Origin of the sequence: Novosphingobium sp. PC22D, from assembly GCF_002556635.1 — a bacterium.
Taxonomy (GTDB): domain Bacteria; phylum Pseudomonadota; class Alphaproteobacteria; order Sphingomonadales; family Sphingomonadaceae; genus Novosphingobium.
On sequence record NZ_MWMO01000001.1, the window covers coordinates 728,812 to 753,685 of the forward strand.

The following is a 24,874-nucleotide window of genomic DNA, read 5'->3' on the forward strand; positions in this document are numbered from 1 at the left end:
TCCGGGCAAGGCGACAGGGAAAACAGGAAGGCTTCGAAGCATGCAGATCGTCGAAACGTCCAATGAGGGACTGAAGCGCGCCTACACCGTCACGATACCGGCGAAGGACATCACCGCTCGTATCGAAGGCGAGGTCGAGCGGCTCGCACCGCAGGTGCGCATGCCCGGTTTCCGGCCCGGTAAGGTGCCGGCCAACCTCATCAGGAAGATGCACGGCGACGCGCTCCACCAGGATGCGCTGAACACCTCGATCCGCGAAGCGATGGACCAGCTCGTTTCGGAAAAGGCGCTGCGCCCGGCGATGCAGCCGCAGGTCGCGCTGGGTGAGGGTTACGCGCAGGGCAAGGACGCCGAGCTTTCGGTGAACCTCGAAGTGCTGCCCGCGATCGAGGCGCCCTCGCTCGAAGGCCTCGCGCTCGAGAAGCTGACCGTTCCCGTCACCGACGCGCAGATCGACGAGGCGATCGAGCGCTTCGCCAGCCAGCAGCAGAGCTACGAGACGGTCGATCGCGCCGCCGAGGACGGCGATCAGGTGATCTGCGACTTCGTCGGCAAGCTCGACGGCGTCGAGTTCGAGGGCGGCAAGGCCGAGAACCAGGCGATCGTCATCGGTTCGGGACGCCTCATCCCCGGCTTCGAGGAGCAGATCGTCGGCGCCAAGGCTGGCGAGGAGCGTACGATCACCGTGACCTTCCCCGAGGACTATCCGGCCGAGAACCTCAAGGGGAAGGAAACGACCTTCGACATCACGGTCCACGAAGTGAAGGCCCCCGCCGAGACCAAGATCGACGACGAGTTCGCCAAGGGCCTCGGTCTCGAAGGGCTGCAGCAGCTTCGCGACCTGCTCAAGGGCCAGCTCGAGCAGGAGACCGCCGGTCTCACCCGCACGCAGATGAAGCGCCAGCTTCTCGACCAGCTCGCCGCCGGGCATGACTTCGACGTCCCGCCCTCGATGGTCGAGGCCGAGTTCGCGCAGATCTGGTCGCAACTCGAGAACGAGGCGCGCGGCGAGGAAGATCCCGAAGCCGCCCTCAAGGAAATCGAGGACGAGAAGGACGATTACCGCAAGATCGCCGAGCGCCGCGTGCGCCTTGGCCTGCTGCTTTCGGAAATCGGCCAGGGCAACGGCGTCGAGGTTTCGGGCCAGGAAATGCAGATGCTGATCCAGCAGGCGGCACAGCAGTACCGCCCCGAGGATCGCGAGCGGTTCGTCGAATATGTCCGCAACGATCCCATGGCCGCCGCCCAGCTTCGCGCGCCGCTCTATGAGGACAAGGTCGTCGATTTCCTCATCGAGAAGGCCGAGGTGACCGAACGCGAGGTCAGCCGCGAGGAACTGCAGGCCGCGATCGAGGCGGACACCGACGAGGGCGAGGACAAGGCCGAGGCCAAGCCGGCCGCCAAGAAGCCGGCGGCGAAGAAGGCGTCGGCGAAGAAGGCGGCCGACAAGGACGATGCGCCCGCCGCCGAGGCCAAGACCGAGGACGCGGCAGAGGCGAAGCCCGCCGCGAAGAAGGCTCCGGCCAAGAAGCCCGCAGCGAAGAAGCCTGCCGCCAAGGTTGCCGACGAGGGCGAGGCTCCGGCCAAGAAGGCACCTGCCAAGAAGCCGGCCGCGAAGAAGGCTCCGGCGAAGAAGGCCGCCTCCGACGGCGAATAAGCAGCTTGCGGCGCGCTCGCGCCGGATGCGATGCGAATGACGAGAGCCCGCCGCGCGGATGCGTGCCGGGCTCTCGTCTTTATTGGAGCGGACGGGAGACCGCGTCCGCCGTCCCGGTCCGGGACAGCGGAGCCTCCCTCTTTCGCGCCGGACAGGCGGGTCCGAAGCTCGCTACCGACTGCGAGGCAGGTGGCCCGGTATGGGACAATGCTCGCCCGATCAGCGACTTACCCGGCCGGCCCGGAGCCAAAGTCCACAGCCGCCTGCACGATAATGGGTTAATCCTCTTGAACATCGGCTGGATGGACGCGACATATGCCAGCCAGGAACAAGAGGACCCCCATGATCGACCTTTTCGGCAATGCCGGTGCACAGGGTAAATTCACCACCGATCCGATGACCGGGGCGCTGGTCCCGATGGTCGTTGAACAGACCAGCCGCGGCGAGCGCAGCTTCGACATCTTCTCGCGCCTCCTGCGCGAGCGCATCGTCTTCGTGACCGGTCAGGTCGAGGACGGGATGGCGTCGCTGATCGTCGCGCAGCTCCTGTTCCTCGAATCCGAGAATCCCTCGAAGGACATCTCGATGTACATCAACTCGCCGGGCGGCGTGGTGACGGCGGGCATGGCGATCCACGACACCATGCAATACATCCGCCCGCGCGTTTCGACCGTGTGCATAGGCCAGGCCGCCTCGATGGGCAGCTTCCTGCTTGCCTCCGGCGAGCCGGGCATGCGCATCGCGCTGCCGAACGCGCGGATCATGGTCCACCAGCCTTCCGGCGGTGCGCGCGGCATGGCGGCCGACATCGAGATTCAAGCGCGCGAGATCCTTCGCATGCGCAAGCGCCTCAACGATATGTACGTGAAGTACACGGGCAAGACGCTCGACGAGATCGAGAAGGCAATGGACCGCGACACCTTCCTCGAAGCCGACGAAGCCCTGGCCTTTGGCGTGGTCGACAAGGTCTTCGAGAGCAGGCCCGATGCCGAGAAGCAGGCGGACGGCAAGGAATGACGGACCTACGTGCGCCTTCAGTCTTGGGCAAGCTTGTTGTGGCAGGATTGATCAACAGGTCGACGAGATAGTAAGGTCGGCGAGTCGCCTCGCTTGAGGCATAGTGACGGAAAATGACGAAATTGAGCGGATCTGACTCCAAAAGCACCCTGTACTGCAGTTTCTGCGGCAAGTCGCAGCACGAGGTACGCAAGCTCATCGCCGGGCCGACGGTCTTCATATGCGACGAGTGCGTAGAGCTGTGCAACGACATCATCCGTGAAGAGACCAAGGCGGGGATTGCCGGCAAGAAAGACGGCGGCGTGCCCACGCCGCTCGAAATCTGCGAGACGCTGAACGATTACGTGATCGGCCAGAACCGCGCCAAGCGCGTGCTCTCGGTCGCCGTTCACAATCACTACAAGCGGCTGAAGCACTCGGGCAAGGCGGGCGACGTCGAACTTTCGAAGTCGAACATCCTCCTGGTCGGGCCGACCGGTTCAGGCAAGACGCTGCTCGCGCAGACGCTCGCCAAGACCTTCGACGTGCCGTTCACCATGGCCGATGCGACGACGCTGACCGAAGCCGGCTACGTCGGCGAGGATGTCGAGAACATCATCCTCAAGCTGCTCCAGGCGTCCGACTACAACGTGGAGAAGGCGCAGCACGGCATCGTCTACATCGACGAGATCGACAAGATCAGCCGCAAGGCCGAGAATCCCTCGATCACGCGCGACGTCTCGGGCGAGGGTGTGCAGCAGGCGCTGCTCAAGCTGATGGAAGGCACCACCGCTTCGGTTCCGCCGCAGGGCGGCCGCAAGCATCCGCAGCAGGAATTCCTCCAGGTCGATACGACCAATATCCTGTTCATCTGCGGCGGCGCCTTCGCGGGTCTGGAAAAGATCATCGCCGATCGCCTGCAGAAGCGTTCGATCGGCTTCGGTGCGCATGTCGCCGATCCCGACAAGCGCCGCGTCGGCGAGCTGCTGCAGAAGGCCGAGCCCGAGGATCTGCTCAAGTTCGGGCTGATCCCCGAGTTCGTCGGCCGCCTGCCGGTGATCGCGACGCTCGAGGATCTCGATATCGGCGCGCTGGTCATGATCCTTCGCGAGCCCAAGAACGCACTGGTCAAGCAATATTCCAAGCTGTTCGAGCTGGAAGACGTCGAACTGACCTTCACCGAGGAAGCGCTCGAGGCGATCGCGCAGAAGGCCATCGAGCGCAAGACCGGCGCGCGCGGCCTCCGCTCGATCGTGGAAGGCTTGCTGCTTGACACCATGTTCGACCTGCCGACCGAAAGCGACATCGCCGAAGTCGTGATCGATAAGGACGTCGTCGAGGGACGCAAGGAACCGATTCGCGTGCACAAGGGCGACAAGGCCGAAGAAGCGGCCTGACTGAGACTAGCCGAGAGGCATTCGGAGGCCGTCCGCTGCGAAGCGGGCGGCCTTCGTGTGTCGGCCGGCCGCGTGTGAGCGGCAGGCCCCTGCTCGGCGAAGCGGTGTCCCGTGCCGATGGTTTGCCGCGTCGCGCCCTGTCGCTGCTCATGGTCATGCTGGGCGGGGTGCGGTCTCGAAACGATCGCCCGCGCGGTTTGCCCCCGAAGCGACCGCGTGCCTAGCTTGCCGAAAAGAGGGAGAGGGCAGGCGATGACGAACCGGATACCCGTTTCGCGGATCATTCACACGATCCACGCGATCACCGACATACACCAGTGCCGCCGGCTCTATCAGGACGCGCTGGGCGGGCTGGTCTTCGCGGAGAACTATTTCCCGGCCGAGGATCGCGACGCGGCCTTGCTCTATGTCACCGACCACATGGTCGAGCCGATGGCGCCGCGCACTCCGGACGATCTTTCCAAGCCCTTCGCGCGCATGACCGCCAAGATCGGACAGGCGTTCCATTCGTTCGAGCTGAAAGTCGCCGACGGCAAGGCGGCGAGCCAGGCGTTCCGCGATGCCGGCTGCACGGTCGCGAGCGACTATGGCGTGTTCTTCTTAGTGAAGCCCGAATCGACCGGCGGCGTCCTGCTCGAAGTCTGCGAACTACCGATGCCCAACGACCCCTACGATCGCGGCAACTGGACGCCGTCGGTCGGCGTGGGGCACGCGTGCACCGTCACCGGGCTCGATCACATCGCCTGCGTGACCGCCGATATCGCGGCCGCCTTGCGCTTTTTCACCGAGTTGGTCGACGGCGAGGTGATCGCCGATGCGCGCGTCTCGACGCCGCAGCCGGCGCGCCGCGTGCTCGTGCGCATCGGCGACACGCGGGTCGCCTTCCTTCAGCCGGACGATGCGACGGCGGGGCCGCTCGGCGCGTTCCTCGCCAAGGAGCAGAACGGCATCTACGCGCTTGTCTGGACGATCGCCGATCGCGATCGAGCGCGCGCCCATTTCGCCAAGCTCGACCTGCGCACCACCGATGCCGACTGCGCATCGGCGGGCTTCGCCATCGAACCCGAGGACTTCCTCGGCGCCCGGCACGAATTCGTGCCCGGCTGAAGCGAGGCACTCTAGACGATCGCTTCGCTTTCGAGCGCGCAGGCGCTGCTGGTGTCGGTCTCGACCTGCATCGTCGGATGCCCGATCGCGAAGCGGTGATGCAGTTCGTGCGCAAGCTCGTGCAGGAACGCGTTTCCGGGATGACTCCCGCGCGCGACGAGATGAACTGTCAGCGCGGTCTCGGTGGTGCTCATCGGCCACACGTGAAGATCGTGCACGCCGATGATGCCCGGCTGCGACTCGAGAAAGAGCCGCACTTCGGCAATGTCGATCGTCTCGGGCACGCCGAGCATGCCCATCCTGAGCGAGTCGCGCAGCAGGCCCCAGCTCGACCAGGCGATGACCGCGGTGATCACCAGCGACGTCAGCGGGTCGATCACGGTCGCGCCGGTCCAGAGAATGACGAGGCCGGCCACCACCACGCCCGCAGAGACCGCAGCGTCGGCCATGAGGTGGACGAAAGCGGCGCGCAGGTTGAGGTCGCTCTTGCTGCCCTTGGCGAAAAGCAGCGCCGAAAGCGCGTTGATCGCGATGCCGATTGCGGCGACCACGATCATCGTCACCCCCGTGACCGGCGCGGGATCGCTGAAGCGGCGGATGGTCTCGACCAAGATCGCCCCGATCGCCACCCACAGCAGCGCGGCGTTGGCGATCGCGGCGAGAATCGAGGAACTCTTGAAACCGTAGGTGAAGCGCTGCGAGGGCGGGCGCTTGGCCAGCACGCTCGCCCCCCAGGCCAGGACCAGCGATAGCACGTCGGACAAGTTGTGACCGGCATCGGCGAGCAGCGCCATCGAGCCGCTGGCGAATCCCGCCGCGACTTCGGCGATGACGAAGATGACATTCAGCCCGATCGCGACCGCGAAGCTGCGATTGGCGCCGCCTTCCGGGGCGTGGTGATGGTGGTGGTGATCGTGTCCGGCGCCCATGGCGTATGGTCTCGCAGGTGCGGCAGGCGGGATCAAGCTATGGGATAACATGACAGGAAAGGGTCAGATCGCGCTCTCACCGCAGCGCCCCGCACGAAAATGCGCCAACCGTTGCAAATTTGCCGCTACAGGCGCCAGGCTTTTTCCGACCAATACTTTGATTTAAAACGGTAATATCCTTAAGTGGCGAAACCTTGACCGTTGGTGACGGAAAATCGCACCAGGTCCGAAGCTTTTGGGTCCCGCTTGTCAGGAAGTTGTCATAGATCGCTGCTCTTAGCAGCCGCAGCAATCAGCGGCGGGGAGCCTTGCTCCCGCTTGTTAAGGGGGTTTGTGACATGCATCTTCGGTATCTGCTTGCCGCGGGGGCAGCATCGCTCAGCATCTCGTGCGCGCTTTCGACGCCTGTCGTCGCGCAGGAAACCACGTCCGCCATGCGCGGCACCGTCACCGTCGCGCCGAATGAGCCGGTCGCCGGGGCCAGTGTGACGATCAGGCACGTACCCAGCGGCACCGTCTCGCGCACGACCACGAGTTCCGATGGTTCGTTCAACGCGAGCGGCCTGCGCATCGGCGGCCCCTTCGAAGTCGTCGTCGACGCCGAGGGTTATCCCGAAGCCACCGTCAGCGACATCTATCTGACCGCCGGCGAATCGTATCGCCTGCCGATCTCGCTCGAGGATAACGCAATCATCGTCAGCGCGGCGTCGATCAGCGGTGCAGGCTCGAACAGCCAGGGTCCGTCGAGCGCGTTCAGCCGCAACGACATCGAGGGCGCGGCCTCGATCAACCGCGACATTCGCGACGTCGTCCGCCGCGATCCGTTCGCGACGATCGATCTTACCAACAGCCGCGCCATCTCGATCGCCGGACAGAACCCGCGCTTCAACCGCTTCTCGGTCGACGGCGTGCAGTTCTCGGACGACTTCGGCCTGAACAACGGCGGCCTCCCGACCGCGCGCGGCCCGGTTCCGCTCGATGCCGTCGGCCAGATTTCGGTCAAGGTGGCGCCTTATGACATCACCGCGGGCGACCTTCAGGGCGGCGCGATCGACGTGGTGCTCCTTTCGGGCACCAACGAGTTCCACGGCACCGGCTTCTATTCCTATTCGAATGACAGCCTGACCGGCGACAGCGTTGAGGGTTCGGACATCGATCTCGACTTCAAGAGCGAGATCTATGGCGCGCTGCTGCGCGGCCCGATCATCAAGGACAAGCTGTTCTTCATGGTCGCCGGCGAGCGGACCCGTGAAACCACGCCGATCGATCTCGGTCCGTCGGGTCTGGGCTTTACCAACGAGGTTCCGGGCGTGACGCAGGGCCTGGTCGACCAGATCGGTTCGATCGCGCAGGGTGTCTACGGAATCGATGCCGGCGGCGTCCTTTCGAGCAGCACCGAGAAGGACGACAAGCTGGTCGCCAAGCTCGACGCGAACATCAGCGACACGCAGCGTCTCGCGCTTACCTATATCTACAACGACAGCTCGAACTTCTCGCAGACGGGGTCGAGCACCAGTCCGACGACGCCGTCCTACGGCCTCGCGTCGAACAACTACCTGCTGACCGAGCGCGTTCATTCGGGCGTGATCCAGCTCAACAGCGACTGGTCGGACACCTTCTCGACCGAAGTTCGCGGGTCCTATCGCAAGTACAAGCGCGGCCAGGACCCCGTGCTCGGCCGTAACAGCGCGCAGTTCTCGGTCTGCGCCGATCCCACCTCGCAGGTCGACTCGGCAACCGCGTCGTCGCCCTACACCTGCTCGACCGGCGTTCCCGTCCTCAACTTCGGACCCGATACCTTCCGTCAGTTCAATGCGCTGGAAAACGAGAACTTCTCGGGCCAGGTCGTTGGCACCCTGTCGCTCAACAACCACCAGGTCCGTACCCTGTTCGGTCTCGAGCACGTGAAGACGTTCAACGCGTTCGTGCCGAACGCGCTGGGCAGCTACTACTTCGACTCGATCGAGGATTTCCAGAACGGGATCGCGAGCCAGCTTCAGTACAGCAACTCACCCTCGCTCGACCTCGACGACGCGGCGGCGAACTTCAAGTACACCATGTTCACGGCGGGCATCCAGGACGACTGGGAGATCATGCCGAACCTGACCGTCAGCTACGGCATGCGGTATGACTTCTACGACATGGACACGGGGATCGTCCTCAACACGAATTTCCTCGATCGCCTGGGCTTCCCGAACAACTACAACCTCAAGGGCCGCGGGGTGTTTCAGCCTCGCCTCGGCTTCGACTGGCAGGTCAACGACCGTCTCTCGATCCGCGGCGGCGGCGGCATCTTCTCGGGCGGTTCGCCGGACGTCTGGATCTCGAACAGCTATTCGAACACCGGCGTCGCGACCAACGCGATCACGATCCGCCGGCTTGTCGACGGTACGGTTTCGGGCGGTCCCGCCGATGGTCTCGAAAGCGTCAACGGCACCACGATCCCGCAGTCGGTGCTCAACGCGATCGCCAATGCCTCGGTCGGCGCCACCGCGCCGGTCAACGCGATCGATCCCGACCTGAAGCTGCCCAGCCAGTGGAAGGCGAGCCTCTCGGCGAGCTACGAGGCCGATCTCGGCCCGCTCGGCGACGGCTGGCAACTCGGCGCGGACATTCTCTACAGCAAGGTCCGCAACCAGTTCCTGCTGGTCAATGGCCGCGTCCAGCCGACGGGCACCTTCACGCTCGACGGGCGCCCGCAATACGCGCCGGTCACGTCGCCGAGCGACACCAACTACGACCTCATCCTCACCAACGGCACCAAGGGTCGTAGCTGGATCTGGACCGCGCACTTCGACAAGGCGTTCGACAACGGCTTGTCGTTCGGCGCCAGCTACACCGGCCAGGACGTGACCGAGCTCAACCCGCTCACCTCCTCGACCGCAACCTCGAACTACGGCAACGCCTTCTACGTCGATCCGAACTACCCGGCGTACGGCACCGCCAACGACGAGGTGAAGTGGCAGATCAAGGGCTACGTGGGCTACGAGCACGCCTTCTTCGGCGACTACAAGACCCGCATCCAGATCTTCGGCGAAGCGCGGTCGGGACGTCCGTACAGCTACGTGATGAACGATCGCACCGGTTCGGTCTCGCAGATCTTCGGCGTGCAGCGTAACGCCGCGCGCTACCTGCTCTACGTGCCCAACATCGATGCCGGCTTCAACGGCGATCCCAATGTGGTCTATGCCGATCAGGCGACCTTCGAGGCGCTCAGCGATCTTATCAACAATTCGGAGCTGAAGAAGTACAAGGGCAAGACCGCGCCGAAGAACATCGGCCGCTCGCCCGACTACACCAAGATCGACATCCACATCGAACAGGAAATCCCGACCTTCGTCGGCTCTTCGCGGTTCACCCTGTTCGCCGATATCGAGAACTTCCTCAACCTGATCGACGACGGCGAAGGTGTGCTCAAGCAGGTCGGCTTCCCGTACCAGTCGGCCACTGTCGAGGTGCGCTGCGCCAATGCTCCGGCTTGCACGCAGTATTCCTACTCGGCGGTCCGCGAGCCGACGCTGACGACCTATTCGCGTCAGTCGCTCTACCAGGTCCGTCTGGGTGTGCGCTTCTCGTTCTGATCGAACGAGCAATCGCGACGAAATCTCGGGGGAGGGGGCGCAGGCCTCCTCCCCTTTGTCATGCGCTGAAGAGAGAGAAAGGGGGCCGGCACCCCGACCCCGCCCCTTATTCGTACACGCAGGCGTCGAGGCCGTCGCGGCGGACCACACCGATGCGCGCGGCGATGGTGTTGCCGTAGCGGCGGGTGAAGCCGCCGGGGTTCTTCACCGAGCGGGTCTTCGGGCTGGGCAGGGCGGCGGCCATGCGCGCGGCCTCGGTGCGGGTGAGGCTGGCGGCCGACTTGCCGAAATAGCGCTGCGCGCCCGCCTCCACGCCGTAAGTGCCGATTCCGGTCTCGGCGACGTTGAGGTAGACTTCCATGATCCGCCGCTTGTCCCACAGCGTCTCGATCAGGAAGGTGAACCAGACCTCGAAGCCCTTGCGCGCGTAGCGGGTCCAGCCTTCGCCCTGCCAGAGGAACACGTTCTTGGCGGTCTGCTGGCTGATCGTCGAGCCGCCGCGCAACCGCCCGCCCTCGGCGTTGCGTTGCATCGCGTTGCGGATCGCGTCCTCGTCGAAGCCGGAATGGCTGCAGAACTTGCTGTCCTCGGCGGCGATCGCGGCCGAGACCATGTTGCGGTCGATCCGCGAGAGCGGGGTCCAGTCCTTGGTGATGCCGTTGCCGTCGGTGAGCATCGTCAGCGTCACCGGCGGCGGCACGAAGCGGTAGAGCAGGGTGAAGCCCACGCTCAGCAGCACGAACCAGATCACCACCCTTGCGATCAACCGCATCATTCGCGCCCCGATCCCCACTTTCGTTCGCCGCGGCTTGTAGTCGAAGCCCATGGCGAAAGGCTAGCGCGCGTGGCGGGCGAAGGCCATGGGCCTTCTTGCGCGGCGACACGGACGGGGCAGCGGCGCAAACGAAAGCCGGGCCGCCCTTGCGGACGGCCCGGCTTCGCTGTTCAACGGGGTGCGCGCGCCGGTCAGGCCGCGGCGGGCATGAGCTTCTTGTCGGTCGCGATGCGGTTCATCGCCTTCTGCAGCTTTTCGAAGGCGCGCACCTCGATCTGGCGCACGCGCTCGCGGCTGACGTGATAGACCTGGCTCAGTTCCTCGAGCGTCTTGGGGTCCTCGGTCAGGCGGCGTTCGGTCAGGATGTCGCGTTCACGCTCGTTGAGCGAGTCCATCGCTTCCACGAGCATGTCGTGACGCACCGTCTTTTCCTCGGCCTCGGCGACGATCTCGTCCTGCAGCGGATTGTCGTCCTGCAGGATGTCCATCCACTGGCCTTCGCCTTCCTCGCGCAGCGAGACGTTGAGCGAGGCGTCGCCGCCCATCATCATGCGGCGGTTCATGTTGACCACCTCGAGTTCCGACACACCCAACTGGGTCGCGATCTTGGCGACGTCCTCGGGGTGCAGGTCGGTATCCTCGTAGGCGTCGAGGTTTTTCTTCATCCGGCGCAAGTTGAAGAAAAGCTTCTTCTGCGCGGCGGTGGTGCCCATCTTCACGAGGCTCCACGAGCGCAGGATGAACTCCTGGATCGAGGCCTTGATCCACCACATCGCATAAGTCGCGAGGCGGAAGCCGCGATCGGGATCGAACTTCTTCACGCCCTGCATCAGGCCGATGTTGCCTTCGGAGATCAGCTCCGAAACGGGCAGGCCGTAGCCGCGGTAACCCATCGCGATCTTCGCGACGAGTCGCAGGTGGCTGGTGACGAGCTGGGCCGCCGCCGCCGGGTCCTCATGCTCGGCATAACGCTTCGCGAGCATGTATTCCTGCTCGGGCGTGAGAATGGGAAACTTCTTGATTTCCGAGAGATAGCGGTTGAGGCTCTGCTCTCCACCGAGAGCAGGCACCGCCGGAAGCTTGCGTTGCATATCGCTCACTGTACCTGATCCTTTCTTCGTCGGCCGACGGTTGAAGACCCTTCCTAGGCGTCTTAGCTTGTGGCCACGTGCCCATTGTAGCACATATTTCCGATTTCAGTGTCGCAATTCGCCAATCAGTTCCGCCATATCGTGCGGAATCGGGCTGACAAAACGGACCCTTTCTTCATAAACGGGATGGACGAAGCCGAGTTCCGCGGCGTGAAGCGCCTGGCGACGAAATTCGAGTCGTTTGAGGACCGGTCGCAATATGGGAGGCATGCGTCCATAGACAGGGTCCCCCAATAGCACATGGCCGATTGACGACATGTGAACGCGGACCTGATGCGTCCTTCCGGTCTCCAGACGGCACTCGACGAGGGTCGCGTCCGACAGCGGTTCGAGCGTGCGGTAATGGGTGACGGCATGCTTGCCGCGACCATCGGCAACGATCGCCATCTTCTTGCGATCGTGGCTCGAACGGGCGATCGCGCCGGTGACGGTGCCCGCCGCCGGGACCGGCCTTCCCGCCACCACCGCACGATAGGCGCGCTCGATCGAATGGTCTGCGAACTGTCGCGCGAGACCTTCGTGCGCGGTGTCGGTCTTGGCGACGACGAGAAGCCCCGAGGTGTCCTTGTCGATGCGGTGAACGATCCCCGGCCGCGCGACGCCGCCGATCCCAGAAAGCTGCCCGCGGCAATGATGCAGCAGGGCATTGACGAGTGTCCCGTCGCGGTTTCCCGCTGCGGGATGCACGACCAGCCCGGCAGGCTTGTCGACGACGATGAGATGCTCGTCTTCGTGGACGATCTCCAGCGGTATGTCCTGGGCGACGGCCTCGGCGGGCGCGGCCTCGGGCACGGCAATGGCAAAAGGGACGCCGGCGGGCGGCTTCAAGGAGGGTTGCGCTACGCGCTCCCCGGATATGGTAACGCGCCCTTCCGATATCAAGGCCTTGATCCGCTCGCGCGAGAGCCCCGATGCGTCGGCGAGCGCCTTGTCGAGGCGCTGGCCGTCCTCGCGGATCGTCCCCTCGATGACCTGTTCGCGCCGCGCGTTCATCGCTAGGCTTTCGGACATGGCGAAGGCTGGTTCAAGCATTGAGGTCAAATTGGCGGTGATTCAGCGCATGCTCGACGAGGCCGCGCGCGCGCACCCGGCGGAATGCTGCGGCCTGCTGCTCGGCACGGGCGCGCGGATCGACGCCCTGCGGCCGGCCGCCAATGTCGCCGCCGAGCCCGGGCGGACTTTCGAGGTCGAACCCGCGGTGCTGCTCGCCGCGCATCGCGAAGCCCGCGCGGGCGGCCCCGAGGTGATCGGCTATTATCATTCGCATCCCACCGCGAACCCGGCACCGTCCGCCACCGATCGCGAACATTCCACTGGTGATTTGCGGATTTGGGCAATCATCGCGGGACGACAGGTTGCTTTCTGGCGCGATACGGTAAATGGATTCGAGCCTGTCGATTGCCGCGCGAGCGGGGATTGAACGCGCCGCCGGGCGCGCAGTGGGGGAACGGCGCCTGCTCGCGCCACACAAGACTGAGCCGAAGGGCCCGATGACGAACGGAACTGTCAAGACCATGACCACGACGAGTTCGCTCGAACTAGCCAGCCTGCTGTGCTCGCGGCTCTGCCACGACATGCTGAGCCCGGTCGGCGCGCTCTCGAACGGGCTGGAACTGCTCGCGGACGAGAAAGATCCCGAGATGCGCAAGCGCTGCTTCGAGCTGCTCGAGCAAAGCGCGCGGATCTCGGCCGACAAGCTCAAGTTCTTCCGGCTCGCGTTCGGCGCGGCGGGCGGGTTCGGCGATCTGGTGCCGGTAACCGAAGCGCGGCTGCTGGTCGACGCGCTCGTTGCCGAGAACGACCGGCTGACGCTGAACTGGGAGCTGGGCAGTTCGTCGCTGCCCAAGCATGCCATCAAGACGCTGCTCAACTTCGCGCTGATCGGCATCGACGCGCTGCCGCGTGGCGGTACGCTCGATCTCGCGGCCGAGCAGCGGGATCGCGTCAGCGAGATCGTGGTGCGGGCCGCGGGGCCGCGCATCGCCTTCGACGGCGATATCGGCCGCGCGCTTTCGAACAAGCTCGACCGCTCGGAGCTTTCGAGCCGCACCGCGCCCGCCGCGATGCTCGCCGAACTCGCGGGCGTGCTCGGCGGCGAGTTGCAATTCGCGCTGGCCGACGACGCGCTTGTGCTCGGCGCCGTGCTACCGGACGCCTGAGGCGGGAGGGCGAGGAGGGTGGTCAACCGCTGGCTGGTCAACCGCATCGTCGAATCTCCCAATTTCAACGAGCGCGCGGCGCCGGTCTCGATGATCGTGCTCCACTATACCGGCATGCGCAGCGCGGCCGAGGCGCTCGAACGCTTGTGCGATCCCGAGGCGCAAGTCTCTGCGCACTACCTGATCGACGAGGAGGGCGTTGTTACGAGCCTCGTCCCCGAGGAAAAGCGCGCCTGGCACGCGGGCAAGGCGTACTGGCGCGGAGAGAGCGACGTGAACTCCGCCAGCATCGGCATCGAGCTTGCCAATCCTGGCCACGAATTCGGCTACCGGCCGTTTCCCGAGCCGCAGATGGACGCGCTGCTTCCGCTGCTCGGCGACATCATGGACCGCCACGACATCCCGCGCGCCAATGTCGTCGGTCATTCGGACGTCGCGCCGCAGCGCAAGATGGACCCCGGCGAATACTTCGACTGGCACCGCCTCGCCCAGCTCGGCCTGGCGCTCGATGCGCCGCCGGCGAAAATGAACCTGTTTTACGACAACCCGGGCGCGTTCTACCTCGCGCTCGAACGCTTCGGTTATGACATCACCGACGGCCGCGCGGCGGTGCGTGCCTTTCAGCGCCGCTTCCGGCCGATGATCATCGACGGCGAGATCGACGGCGAGATCGGCGGTATCCTGTTCGAACTGTTGCTCGAACGCGACACCGGCCGCGCGCGGTAAACGTTCGCAATTCCGTCATTTCGTGCTAGGCGCCGCCTCGCCGGGGAGCCGGGCAGCCGCGTCATGCCGCAAGGCATGCCGAGGAAAGTCCGGGCTCCACGAAACGAGGGTGGCGGGTAACGCCCGCCGGGCGAGTGGGCCGCGAGGTCCGCGAAGCTCAGGGAAAGTGCCACAGAAAGCAAACCGCCGATGCCCGTTCGCGGGCAGGCAAGGGTGAAAGGGTGCGGCAAGAGCGCACCGCGCTCCCGGCAACGGCGAGCGGCACGGCAAACCCCACCCGGAGCAAGACCGAATAGGGTCCGCGCGCCGAGGACTTATGTTCCGAGGCAGGTCTGTTTCGGACCGAGGCGGACCGGGTTGGTCGCTGGAGCGGCGCAGCGATGCGCCGCGTAAGAGGAATGGCTGCCCAGGCGGGGCCGGTCGCATCGCGATACCGCTCGCCTGACAGAACCCGGCTTACAGGCTCCCCGGCATGCCTTCCGTCCGGTGCGCTCGTCGCGGATGCGTCCGCGCCCTTGCCATGGCGACGATGGGGCGCCCAGGCAACGCGTTCGCGCTCAGGCTGCGCGCTGGCTCACCGAGATCGTGTCATCCTCGTCGACGTTCGCCTGGATGATCCAGCGATCGGTGCCCTCGAGGCCGAGCGCTGTGAGGCGGCCGGTGGCGAAGGCGCCGGTGTCGATCCCGATCCGGCTGAGGCGGTGGTCGGGCTGCTTGGTGATCGTATGCCCGTGCACGACGATGTAGTCGAACGTGCCGCTGTAGCTGAGGAACGGCTCGCGGATCCAGCGCAGGTCCTGCGAGAGCTGCATCGGAAGCGGGCAATCCGGACGCACGCCGGCATGCACGAAGGCATAGTCGCCCACTACGATCCGACTCTCGAAGCCGGCGATGAAGTCGCGGTCGGCCTGCGGGATCGCCGCGTCCATCATCGCCTGCGCCTCGATCAGGTCGGCAGCGGCGAAGGCCTCGGCGTCGATCGGGTAGGACAGGATCGTCTCGCGTCCGCCGTAACGCAGGAAATTGGCGAAAACCTCCAGATTGTCGAAGCTCGCCAGAAGCATGTCCTCGTGGTTGCCCATCAGCGTACGCACCGCGCGCATCTTCGACCATTCGCGCACGAACTCGATCACATGGGCGCTGTGCGGTCCGCGGTCGATCAGGTCGCCGAGGAAGATGACCGTCGTGGCCGCCGGCCCGCGTGCGGAGTCGTCGTCCTGGATCGCCTTGGACAGTTCGAGCAGGAGGTCGAGGCGCCCGTGTACATCGCCGATCGCATAGACGCGCTCACCGGTCGGAATACTCCCGGGACGGGTCGGAGACGAGCAAACATCCGATGACGGACGGCTTTTTCGGAACAGGTTGAGTATGGTCATGGGCCTAATTGGTGCAACGCAGAAGATAAGGCCGCGATCGGCAGTCAACAACCCGTAGGTTACGGGCGGAGGCGCTTGCCCCGCGTGGCATAAAATCAACACCTGTGGCGGGCCTCCCTCCTATACGGGATTTTTTTCTTGTGCGTTGCGGCAGAAACATGGCAGCAACATTCCACGACGGCGTCAGGACCCGCAATAAAGAGGCCGAACCGTCGTGCAGGTGGGACTAGGCAAAAACACAGTGAGGGAACATAACATGCTTACGTCCGTACGCGGCCTCGTCGCCGCCAGTCTTCTTGCGGGAGCGGCTTTCGCGGCCACGCCCGCGCTCGCCCAGGACGATTCGGGTATCTCGATTTCCGGCAACGCGGCGCTGGTCACCGAATACAGGTTCCGCGGCGTCGACCTTTCGGGCGGCGACATCGCCATCCAGGGTGGGATCGACCTCAGCCACTCGAGCGGCTTCTACGTCGGCACCTGGGGCTCCTCGCTCGACGAGGACACGGTGGGCTACGGTCACACCGAACTCGATATCTACGGCGGCTGGTCGGGTGACTTGGCGAGCGGTGTGTCCGCCGACGTCGGCGTGATCGCCTACCTCTACCCCAACGCGGGCCCGGGCGACTTCGACTATTTCGAGGTCTACGGCTCGGTCGGTTTCACCGTCGGCCCCGCGGAGACCACGCTCGGCGTGGCTTATGCGTTCGAGCAGGACTCGCTGGGCGGCGATGACAACCTCTACCTCTACGCCGATCTCGGCGTCGGTATCCCGAACACCCCGGTCTCGGTCTCGGCGCACCTCGGCTATACCGACGGGTTCCTGACCTACACCAACTCGGGCGACGCGTTCGACTGGTCGGTCGGCGCCGAATTCGCGGTCAACGACAATCTCTCCGTCGGCGTGTCGTACGTCGAAGCCGAAGGCGACTATGCGCCGGGTGACTACGACTTCACCGATGGCGCGGTGGTCGGAACGCTGTCCGTCAGCTTCTGATCCGTTCCCAGACGTAAAAGCATGATTGGCCCGCCCGGCTCTCCGGGCGGGCCTTTCGTATGTCCGGGCCGCGCTTTTTTCGCATCTTCCGAAAGGCGGCGCACGTCCCGAAGGACGCGCGCCGCGCTTTCAAACCCGGTGGCCCGGCCGGGCGCGGGCCAATCCGCCCACGCCTGACGCCGCCTAGAGCCCGAGCCCGGCGAAGTTCACTTTCACGCCGGCGTAGAAGTAGCGGCCGACGACGTCGTAGATGCCGCTTCCCGCGCCGGTGCCCGAAAGGCCCTGCGGGGGCAGGCGATTGCCGACATTGTCGACGCCGAGGTAGAAGTTGCTGTCCTCGTTGAACGCATAGGCCAGACGGATGTCGTGATAGAACACGTCGGTGTAGTACCGGTCCTCGGCGTAGTCGGCGTTCTCGGGCGGACGGCCCTGCTTCGAGAACAGGTCCTCGTACTCGTTGAGCACGGCCTTGCCGATGTAGCGCATCTGGTAGCCGAAGCTGAACTTGCCGGTGTCGAACCCGAGGTTCAGGTTCACCGCATCCTCGGGATAGTTCAGTTCGAGCAGCAACTGGTTCGCGCGGCCCGGATCGGTCGGGTCGAGGAACTCGTCGTTTTGCAGCATGTGCGTGTACGAAACACGTGCACTGAAGGTCGTGTTCAGCGATTCGACGAGATGCGAATACTGCAGGTCGGCATCGATGCCGCGCACCTTGAGCTGGGCGTAATTGAGCAGCGAGGCCTGCAGGCTGCCTTCGAGGATTCGCCCCTCGATCTCGCCTTGCGGTCCGGTTCCCGCTCCCTGACGCTGGAACAGGTCGCAGAACTGGTTGTCGAGATCCGATGCGTCATAGCAGGCGTCGACGATCTGCTGCGCGGTCGGCGAGGTGATCACGTCGTCCACCTCGATGTCGAAGTAGTCCACCGAAAGCGAGAGGCCGGGCAGGAAGCGCGGCCGCAGCAGCGCGCCGACAGTGATCGAGTCCGAAGTTTCTTCGCGCAGTTCGGTATTGCCGCCGCTGCGGTACTGGAGCGACGATGTGTAGATATAGTTGTAGCCCTCGGGCACGCCGTCGGCGCGGCAGTTGGCGACGCGGTTCGCCGACCCTTGTGCCAGGAAGACTTGGGAGCACGGGTCCTCGAAATTCGAGGCGAAGTTCGTCCCGAGCGGCGTGTAGAGGTCCGAGACGTTCGGTGCGCGCACCGCACGCGAGTAGTTCGCGCGCAGCGTGACGTCGGGGATCGGCGCGTACTGGATGCTGCCGTTGTAGGCGTAGACCGTGCCGGTCGCGCCCTTGTAGTCGGCCATGCGGCCCGCGAGGTTGACGGTCAGCTCGTGCGCCAGCGGCATGTCGGCGAGCACCGGGATGCGCACCTCGCCGAACAGCTCCTTCACTTCGAACGACGGCGGATCGAAGGTGGGAATCGAGTTGTAGAACGTCTGCCCCGCCACGACGAGCGGGTCCTGCTCGTAGAACGCGGTCTCGCGGCGGTACTCGGCGCCGAGCACTAGTCCGACCGGGCCGCCGGGCAGCTCGAAGAAGCCCTCGGTGTTGCCGGTCAGGAACGCGTTGGCGACGAACTGGGTGATCTTGCCGGTCGCGACGGTGTCCTGAACGACGTAGTCGCGCGCCGCCTGGGACAGCGCGCCCACGCCGAAATAGTTGCCCGGAACGCAGGCGGCGACGTCGGCCGCCAGCGCGGCGGCGGCGAAGTCCTGATCGATCGCGAAGGGGTTGGGAAAGGCCGCCGAAGGATCGATCTGCGAGCGGCACACGATCTGCCCGGTCGCCGGATCGGTCACCGCGTCGGCCGAGAGCAGGTAGCGCTGGTAATTGACGTTGCCCAGGATCGTGGTCTTCTCGCGGAACTCGCCGTAATTGACCGAAGCCTCGTAGCCCCAGTTGTCCGAGATCGCGCCGCGCGCGCCGGCGACGATGCGATAGGTCTCGCGCTTGGCGTCCTCCTCGCGGTTCCCGAGATCGGTGATAGAGCGGTACATGTCGAAATCGAAATCAAGGCCCGGATCGGGCAGGCCGTAGATCTGCCGGATCAGTGACTCGGCCTGGGGATTGAGATAGGGATTGTCCGTGCGGAACGTCTCGATCCCGTAGGCGGGAACGAAGAAGGGCCCGGCGTTGTTGCTCAGCGACTTGGTGCGAACGTAAGTCGCCTCGACGAAGGGCACGAAGGCGGGCGAAACCTCGAAGTGGCCGATCAGGTTGACGCTGAAGCGGTCGTAACCCGGTCGCAGGCCCGATTGCTCGCCGCTGCGGAAGTTGTCGCCGTTGCCGCCAAGGAAGTAGGGAACTGGAAAGGTGGGGTCGTCAACGCGCTGGCCCGTTTGCAGCACCAGACTGCCATCGGGCTGGAACAGGTAGGGGACGATGCCCTGGGGGCCGAAGTCGAATACCGTGCCCCCGTCCGAATAGTAACCGTAGCGCAGGTCCTCGAAGAAGAGGCGGTCGGGAACCCCGTCGCTGCCATTGGGCGCGTCGACCTCGTCGAGATCCTGCACGATGTAGCCGCTCAGCTTCGCCGTGTGCGGACGCGAGGGTGCATAGAAGGCGTCGGAGTGCGCGTATTCGACATTGACCGCGACGTTGCCGCGTCCGTCGGCGAAGTTGGTGCCGGCAAGGCCGCTCACGTAATAGCTGTTGGCGTCGCCGTACTTGCTGATGCCGTTCTGGGCGCGAAGCTGCAATCCTTCGAAGTCGTCCTTGAGCACGAAGTTGACGACGCCCGCAATTGCGTCCGAACCATAGACCGCCGAGCTGCCGCCGGTGACGACGTCGACTCGCTCGATCAGGTCGGTCGGGATGGTGTTGACGTCGACCGGGGTCGAGTTGCCGAGAACGTCCGAGCCGACGTGGCGGCGGCCGTTGACCAGCACCAGCGTGCGCACCGTGCCGAGTCCGCGCAGGTCGAGCAGGTTGAGCCCGCCGGTGCCGAGCGCCCGCGTCGAGTTCTGCTGTGAGAAGGTCGAACGCAATTGGGGCAGTTCGTTGAGCACGTCGCCCACCGAGATCTGCCCGGTCTGGAAGAATTCCTCGCCCGAGACGGTCGTGACCGGGACCGGCGATTCGAGGTTGGGCAGGCGCAGTCGGGTGCCGGTGACGACGATGGCGTCGGCGTTCTCCGCTTCGGCCGCCTGACCATCGGGCGCGGACTGCGCGAATGCGGCGGCCGGCATGAGCAAAGCCGCCAATGCGAACAGGCTTGGGCCGCGCAGCGCGGCCCGAAGTTCAGGATTACTCATCATCTTTTCCCCAGTACGAAACGTGACAACTGGACCCGCCATGTTTGGCCGGTTCCGTTCATGCCCCGAAGAAATGCCAGTTCTTCCCTTTCCGCCGGGATAGTTAAGATGTTCCTTCTTGGCATGGACTGGCAAGCGGGAACGCCACGCGGTTCCGCAGTTGTTCGCGCTCGTGGTAAAACTGCAACAGGCCTCGGCGGTCACGTCACAGGCTATCGCACGGACATAGAGCGATTGACCGGGCTGCGCGTGCGATTTAACCGGATGCTTAAATCGGGTTGGCGCGGGGCGCCGGAGAGAAGAGGGACTCCTGAATGAAGCTAGACAGTTCGATCGCCGCCGTGGTCACCGGCGCCGCGTCCGGCCTTGGCGCGGCCACCGCGAAGGCGCTGGCCGCGTCGGGAGTGAAAGTGGCGATCTTCGACCTCAATGCCGAGGCGGGCGAGGCACTCGCCAAGGAAATCGGCGGCGTATTCTGCGAAGTCAACGTGACGGACGAAGCCAGCACCGACGCCGGCTTCGCCAAGGCGCGCAAGGCGCACGGGCAGGAGCGCATCCTGGTAAACTGCGCCGGAATCGCGCCGGCGATGAAGACCGTAGGCAAGGATCGCGAGACGGGTGCGCGCAAGCCGCACGACATGGCCTATTTCGAAAAGGCGATCGCGATCAATCTGGTCGGCACCTTCCGCTGCATTGCCAAGTCGGCGGCGGGCATGGCCACGCTCGACCCGCTCGACGACAACGGTGAGCGCGGGGCGATCGTCAACACCGCGTCGGTCGCGGCGCAGGACGGGCAGATCGGCCAGGCCGCCTATGCCGCCTCGAAGGGCGGCGTGCTGGCGATGACGCTGCCGGTCGCGCGCGACCTGATGAGCGAGGGTATCCGCGTCAACACGATCCTGCCCGGCATTTTCGAGACGCCGATGATGGCGGGCATGCCGCAAAACGTGCAGGACGCGCTCGCCGCTTCGGTGCCGTTCCCCAAGCGGCTCGGCAAGGCGGAGGAATACGCCAAGCTCGCGCTCTTCATGATTGAGACTTCGTACATGAACGGTGAATCGGTGCGCCTCGACGGCGCGATCCGGATGCCGCCGCGATAGGGAGAGCGCCGAGACGATGCCCGTCGCCGAGCTGAGCGCGCCGCCGGGCGCCCGCGACCTTCTGCTGGAGACGGCCAGCGCGATCATGCGCGACGGCGACATCGTCGACATCTCGCTGTCAGAACTGTCGCTTCGCTCGGGCCTCAACTCGGCGCTGGTGAAGTACTACTTCGGCAACAAGGCGGGGCTGCTCAAGGCGCTGCTCGACCGCGACTGGCAGGCGATCGTCACCAGCGTCGACGCGCTCGTCGCCAAGGACGAATGGGACGCCGAGGCCAAGCTGCGGCGCCACATCTCGAAGGTGATCGATACCTTCTACGCGGTGCCCTATCTCAACCGCCTGACGATGCGCATGGTCCGCGAAAGCGACGATGCCGAGGCGCGGCGCATCGCCGACTGCTATCTCTCGCCGATCTACCGCGCCTACGAGGAACTGATCGGCGAGGGCGTGCGCGACGGCGTGTTCCGCGACATCGACCCGCAACTGTTCTACTTCACCGTTACCGGCGCGGTGGACCGCTTCTTCTCGACGCGGCTGGTGATGAAGTATTGCTTCGACACCGACACGCTCACCGAGGAACTGCGCGACCGTTACCGCGAACACACCATCGACATCATCATGGCAGGCATCCTTGCACGCTGACAAACCCGCGAAGTGGCACATCGGCGTGATCGGCGGCTCCGGCCTCGCCGGAGGCATCGCGATCGAGGACATGCAGGAAATTCCCGTCGCGAGCGCGTTCGGAGAGCCCTCGGGGCCGGTCTCCACGGGGCGGATCGGCCCGGTGCGCTTCACCTTCATCGCCCGCCACGGCGCGGGCCACCGTATTCCGCCCCACGCGATCAACTACCGCGCCAACATCGACGTGCTCAAGCGCTGCGGCGTGACCGACATCGTCGCGGTCTCGGCGATCGGATCGCTGCGTGAAGAGCTTGCGCCCGGCACCTTCGTCGCGGTCGATCAGTTCATCGACCGGACAGTGGGCCGCGAGGGCTCGTTCTTCGGCACGGGCTGCGTGGCGCACGTCTCACTGGCCGATCCGGTATGTCCTCGCCTTTCGGCTCTGGTGGGAGATGCCGTGACCAGGGCCGGCGGCGCCCTGCACAAGGGCGGCTGCTATCTCGCGATGGAAGGGCCGCAATTCTCGACGCGGGCGGAAAGCCGGATGTACCGGCAATGGGGCGCCGACGTGATCGGCATGACGGCGATGCCCGAAGCGCGCCTCGCGCGCGAGGCCGAGCTGCCCTACGCGCTGCTCGGCATGGTCACCGACTACGATGCGTGGCGCGACGAGGAAGAGGGCGTCGCCGTCGCCGATATCCTCGCGGTGATGCACGCCAACGCCGCGACTGCGCGAGAGGGACTGGTCGCGCTGGCGGGCCTGCTGCCGGCCAGGCGCGAGCCGAGCCCGATCGACACCGCGCTCGACGGCGCGATCATGAGCGCGCCCGACGTGCTCGATCCCAAGGTCCTCGCCCGCCTCGATGCCGTGGCCGGACGCCTGTATGCGAAGGAAGAGGGCGCGGACTGAGGCGTGCGCGCGACGGTTCGCGACGCAGGTCCTGGCGCCAATCGCCTGCAACCAAAAAGGCCCCGTCCCCTGAGGGACGAGGCCTTTCTCTGGTGATGGACGAGGATTCGTCCGGGAAAAAAGCGGTCTAGTTGTTGACCGGGCCGCCGCTCGAGAAGGCGTCGGCGATCGAGCAGGCCGCCGGGCCGAGAATGACGATGAACAGCACCGGCAGGATGAACAGGATCAGCGGAACGGTCATGATCGCCGGAAGACGTGCGGCCTTTTCCTCGGCGCGCATCATGCGTTCGTTGCGGAATTCGGCCGAGAGCACGCGCAGCGCGGAAGCGAGCGGCGTGCCGTAACGCTCGGTCTGGATCATCGTCGTGACCACGCCCTTCACCGAATCGAGATCGACGCGCCAGGCCAGGTTCTCGAAGGCGAGGCGGCGCTCGGTGAGGAACGACAGTTCGATCGAGGTGAGCGAGAATTCGTCGCCCAGTTCGGGATAGGCGCGGCCGAGTTCCTTGGCGACACGCTCGAAGGCGGCATCGACGGTCAGGCCGGCCTCGGCGCAGATCACCAGCAGGTCGAGCGCGTCGGGCAGCCCCTTGCGGATCGCGTCGGTGCGCTTGGAGATGAGGTTGGTGATGAAGATGTCGGGCAGCTTGTAGCCCATGCCGAGCGCCAGCGCGAAGGCGCCGAACTTCTTCATCGAGCCCCAGTCGGGGAAGAAGTTGATGCCGTAGATCACGATGAGCGCGGTGACGCCGAGGATGATCGGCAGCACGAGCCGGCCGAACACGACGGCGACGGCCCATTCCTTCTTGCGGATGCCGGCTTGCGCCAGCTTCTGCTCGATCTGCTTGATCTGGCTGTCCTGCAGCACTTTCAGGGCGGAGAGCCACTCGCCCATCTTGTCGGTCGCCTCGTTCTTGCGAACCAGGCTGGCACGCTTGCGCGCGCCCGTGCTGATGCCCGCCTTGAGCTGCTCGCGGCGCTGGTTGAGCGCCTTTACGCGCTTGGCCATCGGGTCCTTGACGGTGATCGCGGCATAGATCGCCAGCATCACCGCGAGCGCGGCGACGCCGACCAGGATCGTGCCGACGAAGATGACGTCGAAGCCGAGAAGCGTCGGGCCGGTGGGTTGATCCATGATGACTGCCGTTTCCCGCTCAGATCTCGAAGCTGACCATCTTGGCCATGATGAAGGCGCCGATGCTCATCCAGGTGAGGCCCGCGAGGCCGGTCACGACGAGACGGTCGTCGGTGAAGAAGCCTTCGAGATAGCCGGGGTTGATCCACCAGATCATGGCGAAGACGATGAACGGCAGGGCGCCGACGATATAGGCCGACGCTTTCGATTCCGAACTCATCGCCTTGATCTTGAGCTTCATCTGCGAGCGCTTGCGCAGCACGTCGGCGAGGTTGGCGAGCGTCTCGGCGAGGTTGCCGCCGGTCTCGCGCTGGATCGCCAGCGTGATGCAGAAGAAGTTGAACTCGGGCATCGCCAGGCGATCGGCGGTTTCCTGAAGCGCGTCTTCCATGGTCTTGCCGATCTTGATCCGTTCGGTGACGAGCTTGAATTCCTCGCCCACCGGACCGGGAACCTCGGTCGCGACCACGCCCAGCGTCTCGGTGACCGGCAGGCCCGAGCGCAGGCCGCGCACGAGCAGTTCGATCGCGTCGGGAAACTTCACGGTGAAGGCATTGGCGCGCTTGGAGATGAAGAAGCCGACGAGGAAGTGGGGAATGCCCGCGCCGCCGGCGATGCCGACGCCAAGCGCGAGCAGCGGCGCGCCGCTCTTGAGATAGACGATCACGGTGAGCACCGCGCCGATCCCGGCCGAGGCATAGAGGTACTGGGTGATGGTCCAGTCCTTGCCGGTGCGGTGAAGGCGCAGCATCAGCGCCTCGGCGCGCGAACTCGATCCGGCGATCGAACGGATCGTCGGCTTGCGCGCGGCGACGGCCTTGCGCATCTGCGCCTCGACCTTGTCCTTGGTGCTGTTCGAGTGGCGGAAGCGGACGGCTTGCAGGCGGCGTGCCGATTCCTTGGCCGGCGAGGGGCCGGCCAGGAGCATGTAACCCAGGACCATCGCGCCCATCAGGCCCATCGCCACCAGCAGGAGCTGCACAATATTCATCGCGTTTCCG

At 65.1% G+C, this 24,874-nt stretch carries 20 protein-coding genes and 1 other RNA gene; 13 read left to right on the plus strand and 8 right to left on the minus strand.

Going from position 1 to position 24,874, the window contains the following annotated elements; translation table 11 throughout:
- Positions 1-40: 40 nt before the first annotated feature.
- The 4 genes from tig to B2G71_RS03420 all read left to right on the plus strand — a co-directional run bounded on the left by tig (position 41) and on the right by B2G71_RS03420 (position 5,157).
- A complete protein-coding gene (gene tig, locus B2G71_RS03405; protein WP_098104317.1) occupies positions 41-1,657 on the plus strand; it encodes a trigger factor in 1,617 nt (538 codons plus the stop codon).
- A 342-nt stretch (positions 1,658-1,999) separates the two neighbouring features.
- Positions 2,000-2,674, plus strand: coding sequence for an ATP-dependent Clp protease proteolytic subunit (locus tag B2G71_RS03410; protein WP_098104318.1), 675 nt, complete (start codon positions 2,000-2,002; stop codon positions 2,672-2,674).
- A gap of 113 nt (positions 2,675-2,787) precedes the next feature.
- Positions 2,788-4,050 (plus strand): ATP-dependent Clp protease ATP-binding subunit ClpX, encoded by a 1,263-nt coding sequence (gene clpX, locus B2G71_RS03415; RefSeq protein ID WP_098104319.1) that lies wholly within the window; start codon positions 2,788-2,790, stop codon positions 4,048-4,050.
- Between the two features lie 252 nt (positions 4,051-4,302).
- Positions 4,303-5,157 (plus strand): VOC family protein, encoded by an 855-nt coding sequence (locus B2G71_RS03420; protein ID WP_098104320.1) that lies wholly within the window; start codon positions 4,303-4,305, stop codon positions 5,155-5,157.
- An 11-nt stretch (positions 5,158-5,168) separates the two neighbouring features.
- On the opposite strand, the gene B2G71_RS03425 is transcribed toward B2G71_RS03420, so the two are convergent.
- Complete coding sequence (locus B2G71_RS03425; protein WP_240529983.1) at positions 5,169-6,086, minus strand: cation diffusion facilitator family transporter; 918 nt, start codon at positions 6,084-6,086, stop codon at positions 5,169-5,171.
- 338 nt (positions 6,087-6,424) lie between these two features.
- On the opposite strand from B2G71_RS03425, the gene B2G71_RS03430 reads away from it, so the two are divergent.
- Entirely contained in the window at positions 6,425-9,667 is a 3,243-nt protein-coding gene (locus tag B2G71_RS03430) for a TonB-dependent receptor (protein WP_098104322.1), read from the plus strand.
- 106 nt (positions 9,668-9,773) lie between these two features.
- On the opposite strand, the gene mtgA is transcribed toward B2G71_RS03430, so the two are convergent.
- The 3 genes from mtgA to B2G71_RS03445 form a co-directional block, all read right to left on the minus strand.
- Positions 9,774-10,439 (minus strand): monofunctional biosynthetic peptidoglycan transglycosylase, encoded by a 666-nt coding sequence (gene mtgA, locus B2G71_RS03435; RefSeq protein ID WP_098104437.1) that lies wholly within the window; start codon positions 10,437-10,439, stop codon positions 9,774-9,776.
- 194 nt (positions 10,440-10,633) lie between these two features.
- Positions 10,634-11,533, minus strand: coding sequence for an RNA polymerase sigma factor RpoH (rpoH, locus tag B2G71_RS03440; protein WP_098104323.1), 900 nt, complete (start codon positions 11,531-11,533; stop codon positions 10,634-10,636).
- Between the two features lie 105 nt (positions 11,534-11,638).
- Complete coding sequence (locus B2G71_RS03445; RefSeq protein WP_240529984.1) at positions 11,639-12,604, minus strand: RluA family pseudouridine synthase; 966 nt, start codon at positions 12,602-12,604, stop codon at positions 11,639-11,641.
- A gap of 37 nt (positions 12,605-12,641) precedes the next feature.
- Here B2G71_RS03445 and B2G71_RS03450 point away from each other — a divergent pair, with 37 nt between their 5' ends.
- The 4 genes from B2G71_RS03450 (at position 12,642) to rnpB (ending at position 14,953) form a co-directional block, all read left to right on the plus strand.
- The gene (locus B2G71_RS03450) at positions 12,642-13,013 is read left to right on the plus strand and encodes a M67 family metallopeptidase (RefSeq protein WP_240529997.1); all 372 of its coding nucleotides are present in this window, start codon (positions 12,642-12,644) and stop codon (positions 13,011-13,013) included.
- Positions 13,014-13,083: 70 nt separating this feature from the next.
- Positions 13,084-13,752, plus strand: coding sequence for a histidine phosphotransferase family protein (locus B2G71_RS03455; protein ID WP_240529985.1), 669 nt, complete (start codon positions 13,084-13,086; stop codon positions 13,750-13,752).
- A gap of 90 nt (positions 13,753-13,842) precedes the next feature.
- On the plus strand, positions 13,843-14,478 hold the full coding sequence (locus tag B2G71_RS03460; RefSeq protein ID WP_240529998.1) for an N-acetylmuramoyl-L-alanine amidase: 636 nt from the start codon (positions 13,843-13,845) through the stop codon (positions 14,476-14,478).
- Positions 14,479-14,518: 40 nt separating this feature from the next.
- Positions 14,519-14,953, plus strand: an RNA gene (gene rnpB, locus B2G71_RS03465) — RNase P RNA component class A.
- Between the two features lie 82 nt (positions 14,954-15,035).
- Here rnpB and B2G71_RS03470 read toward each other — a convergent pair.
- The gene (locus B2G71_RS03470; RefSeq protein WP_098104326.1) at positions 15,036-15,854 is read right to left on the minus strand and encodes a metallophosphoesterase family protein; all 819 of its coding nucleotides are present in this window, start codon (positions 15,852-15,854) and stop codon (positions 15,036-15,038) included.
- Between the two features lie 256 nt (positions 15,855-16,110).
- Between B2G71_RS03470 and B2G71_RS03475 the strand changes: the two genes are divergently transcribed.
- Positions 16,111-16,848, plus strand: coding sequence for a TorF family putative porin (locus tag B2G71_RS03475; RefSeq protein WP_098104327.1), 738 nt, complete (start codon positions 16,111-16,113; stop codon positions 16,846-16,848).
- 183 nt (positions 16,849-17,031) lie between these two features.
- On the opposite strand, the gene B2G71_RS03480 is transcribed toward B2G71_RS03475, so the two are convergent.
- Positions 17,032-20,106: a TonB-dependent receptor gene (locus B2G71_RS03480; RefSeq protein ID WP_098104440.1), complete on the minus strand. Its 3,075-nt coding sequence runs from the start codon at positions 20,104-20,106 to the stop codon at positions 17,032-17,034.
- A gap of 314 nt (positions 20,107-20,420) precedes the next feature.
- On the opposite strand from B2G71_RS03480, the gene B2G71_RS03485 reads away from it, so the two are divergent.
- The 3 genes from B2G71_RS03485 to B2G71_RS03495 are packed head-to-tail and all read left to right on the plus strand — an operon-like array spanning position 20,421 to position 22,738.
- Entirely contained in the window at positions 20,421-21,206 is a 786-nt protein-coding gene (locus tag B2G71_RS03485) for an SDR family oxidoreductase (protein ID WP_098104328.1), read from the plus strand.
- A gap of 16 nt (positions 21,207-21,222) precedes the next feature.
- Positions 21,223-21,849 (plus strand): TetR family transcriptional regulator, encoded by a 627-nt coding sequence (locus tag B2G71_RS03490; protein ID WP_098104329.1) that lies wholly within the window; start codon positions 21,223-21,225, stop codon positions 21,847-21,849.
- The gene (locus tag B2G71_RS03495) at positions 21,839-22,738 is read left to right on the plus strand and encodes a 5'-methylthioadenosine phosphorylase (protein ID WP_098104330.1); all 900 of its coding nucleotides are present in this window, start codon (positions 21,839-21,841) and stop codon (positions 22,736-22,738) included. The genes B2G71_RS03490 and B2G71_RS03495 overlap by 11 nt, the downstream gene beginning before the upstream one ends.
- A 127-nt stretch (positions 22,739-22,865) precedes the next feature.
- Here B2G71_RS03495 and B2G71_RS03500 read toward each other — a convergent pair whose 3' ends face one another.
- Both B2G71_RS03500 and B2G71_RS03505 read right to left on the minus strand, forming a co-directional pair.
- Entirely contained in the window at positions 22,866-23,876 is a 1,011-nt protein-coding gene (locus B2G71_RS03500; protein WP_098104331.1) for a type II secretion system F family protein, read from the minus strand.
- 16 nt (positions 23,877-23,892) lie between these two features.
- Positions 23,893-24,864 (minus strand): type II secretion system F family protein, encoded by a 972-nt coding sequence (locus B2G71_RS03505; RefSeq protein WP_098104332.1) that lies wholly within the window; start codon positions 24,862-24,864, stop codon positions 23,893-23,895.
- Between the last annotated feature and the right edge of the window lie 10 nt (positions 24,865-24,874).

Bases quoted from the DNA above. Each gene is read 5' to 3' on its own strand.
- B2G71_RS03475 (WP_098104327.1), top strand. From the start codon at position 16,111: ATGCTTACGTCCGTACGCGGCCTCGTCGCCGCCAGTCTTCTTGCGGGA.
- tig (WP_098104317.1), top strand. From the start codon at position 41: ATGCAGATCGTCGAAACGTCCAATGAGGGACTGAAGCGCGCCTACACC.
- B2G71_RS03505 (WP_098104332.1), bottom strand. From the start codon at position 24,864: ATGAATATTGTGCAGCTCCTGCTGGTGGCGATGGGCCTGATGGGCGCG.
- B2G71_RS03455 (WP_240529985.1), top strand. From the start codon at position 13,084: ATGACGAACGGAACTGTCAAGACCATGACCACGACGAGTTCGCTCGAA.
- B2G71_RS03460 (WP_240529998.1), top strand. From the start codon at position 13,843: ATGATCGTGCTCCACTATACCGGCATGCGCAGCGCGGCCGAGGCGCTC.
- B2G71_RS03430 (WP_098104322.1), top strand. From the start codon at position 6,425: ATGCATCTTCGGTATCTGCTTGCCGCGGGGGCAGCATCGCTCAGCATC.
- B2G71_RS03485 (WP_098104328.1), top strand. From the start codon at position 20,421: ATGAAGCTAGACAGTTCGATCGCCGCCGTGGTCACCGGCGCCGCGTCC.
- B2G71_RS03420 (WP_098104320.1), top strand. From the start codon at position 4,303: ATGACGAACCGGATACCCGTTTCGCGGATCATTCACACGATCCACGCG.
- mtgA (WP_098104437.1), bottom strand. From the start codon at position 10,439: ATGCGGTTGATCGCAAGGGTGGTGATCTGGTTCGTGCTGCTGAGCGTG.
- rpoH (WP_098104323.1), bottom strand. From the start codon at position 11,533: ATGCAACGCAAGCTTCCGGCGGTGCCTGCTCTCGGTGGAGAGCAGAGC.
- B2G71_RS03480 (WP_098104440.1), bottom strand. From the start codon at position 20,106: ATGAGTAATCCTGAACTTCGGGCCGCGCTGCGCGGCCCAAGCCTGTTC.
- B2G71_RS03490 (WP_098104329.1), top strand. From the start codon at position 21,223: ATGCCCGTCGCCGAGCTGAGCGCGCCGCCGGGCGCCCGCGACCTTCTG.
- B2G71_RS03410 (WP_098104318.1), top strand. From the start codon at position 2,000: ATGATCGACCTTTTCGGCAATGCCGGTGCACAGGGTAAATTCACCACC.
- clpX (WP_098104319.1), top strand. From the start codon at position 2,788: ATGACGAAATTGAGCGGATCTGACTCCAAAAGCACCCTGTACTGCAGT.
- B2G71_RS03425 (WP_240529983.1), bottom strand. From the start codon at position 6,086: ATGGGCGCCGGACACGATCACCACCACCATCACCACGCCCCGGAAGGC.
- B2G71_RS03445 (WP_240529984.1), bottom strand. From the start codon at position 12,604: ATGTCCGAAAGCCTAGCGATGAACGCGCGGCGCGAACAGGTCATCGAG.
- B2G71_RS03470 (WP_098104326.1), bottom strand. From the start codon at position 15,854: ATGACCATACTCAACCTGTTCCGAAAAAGCCGTCCGTCATCGGATGTT.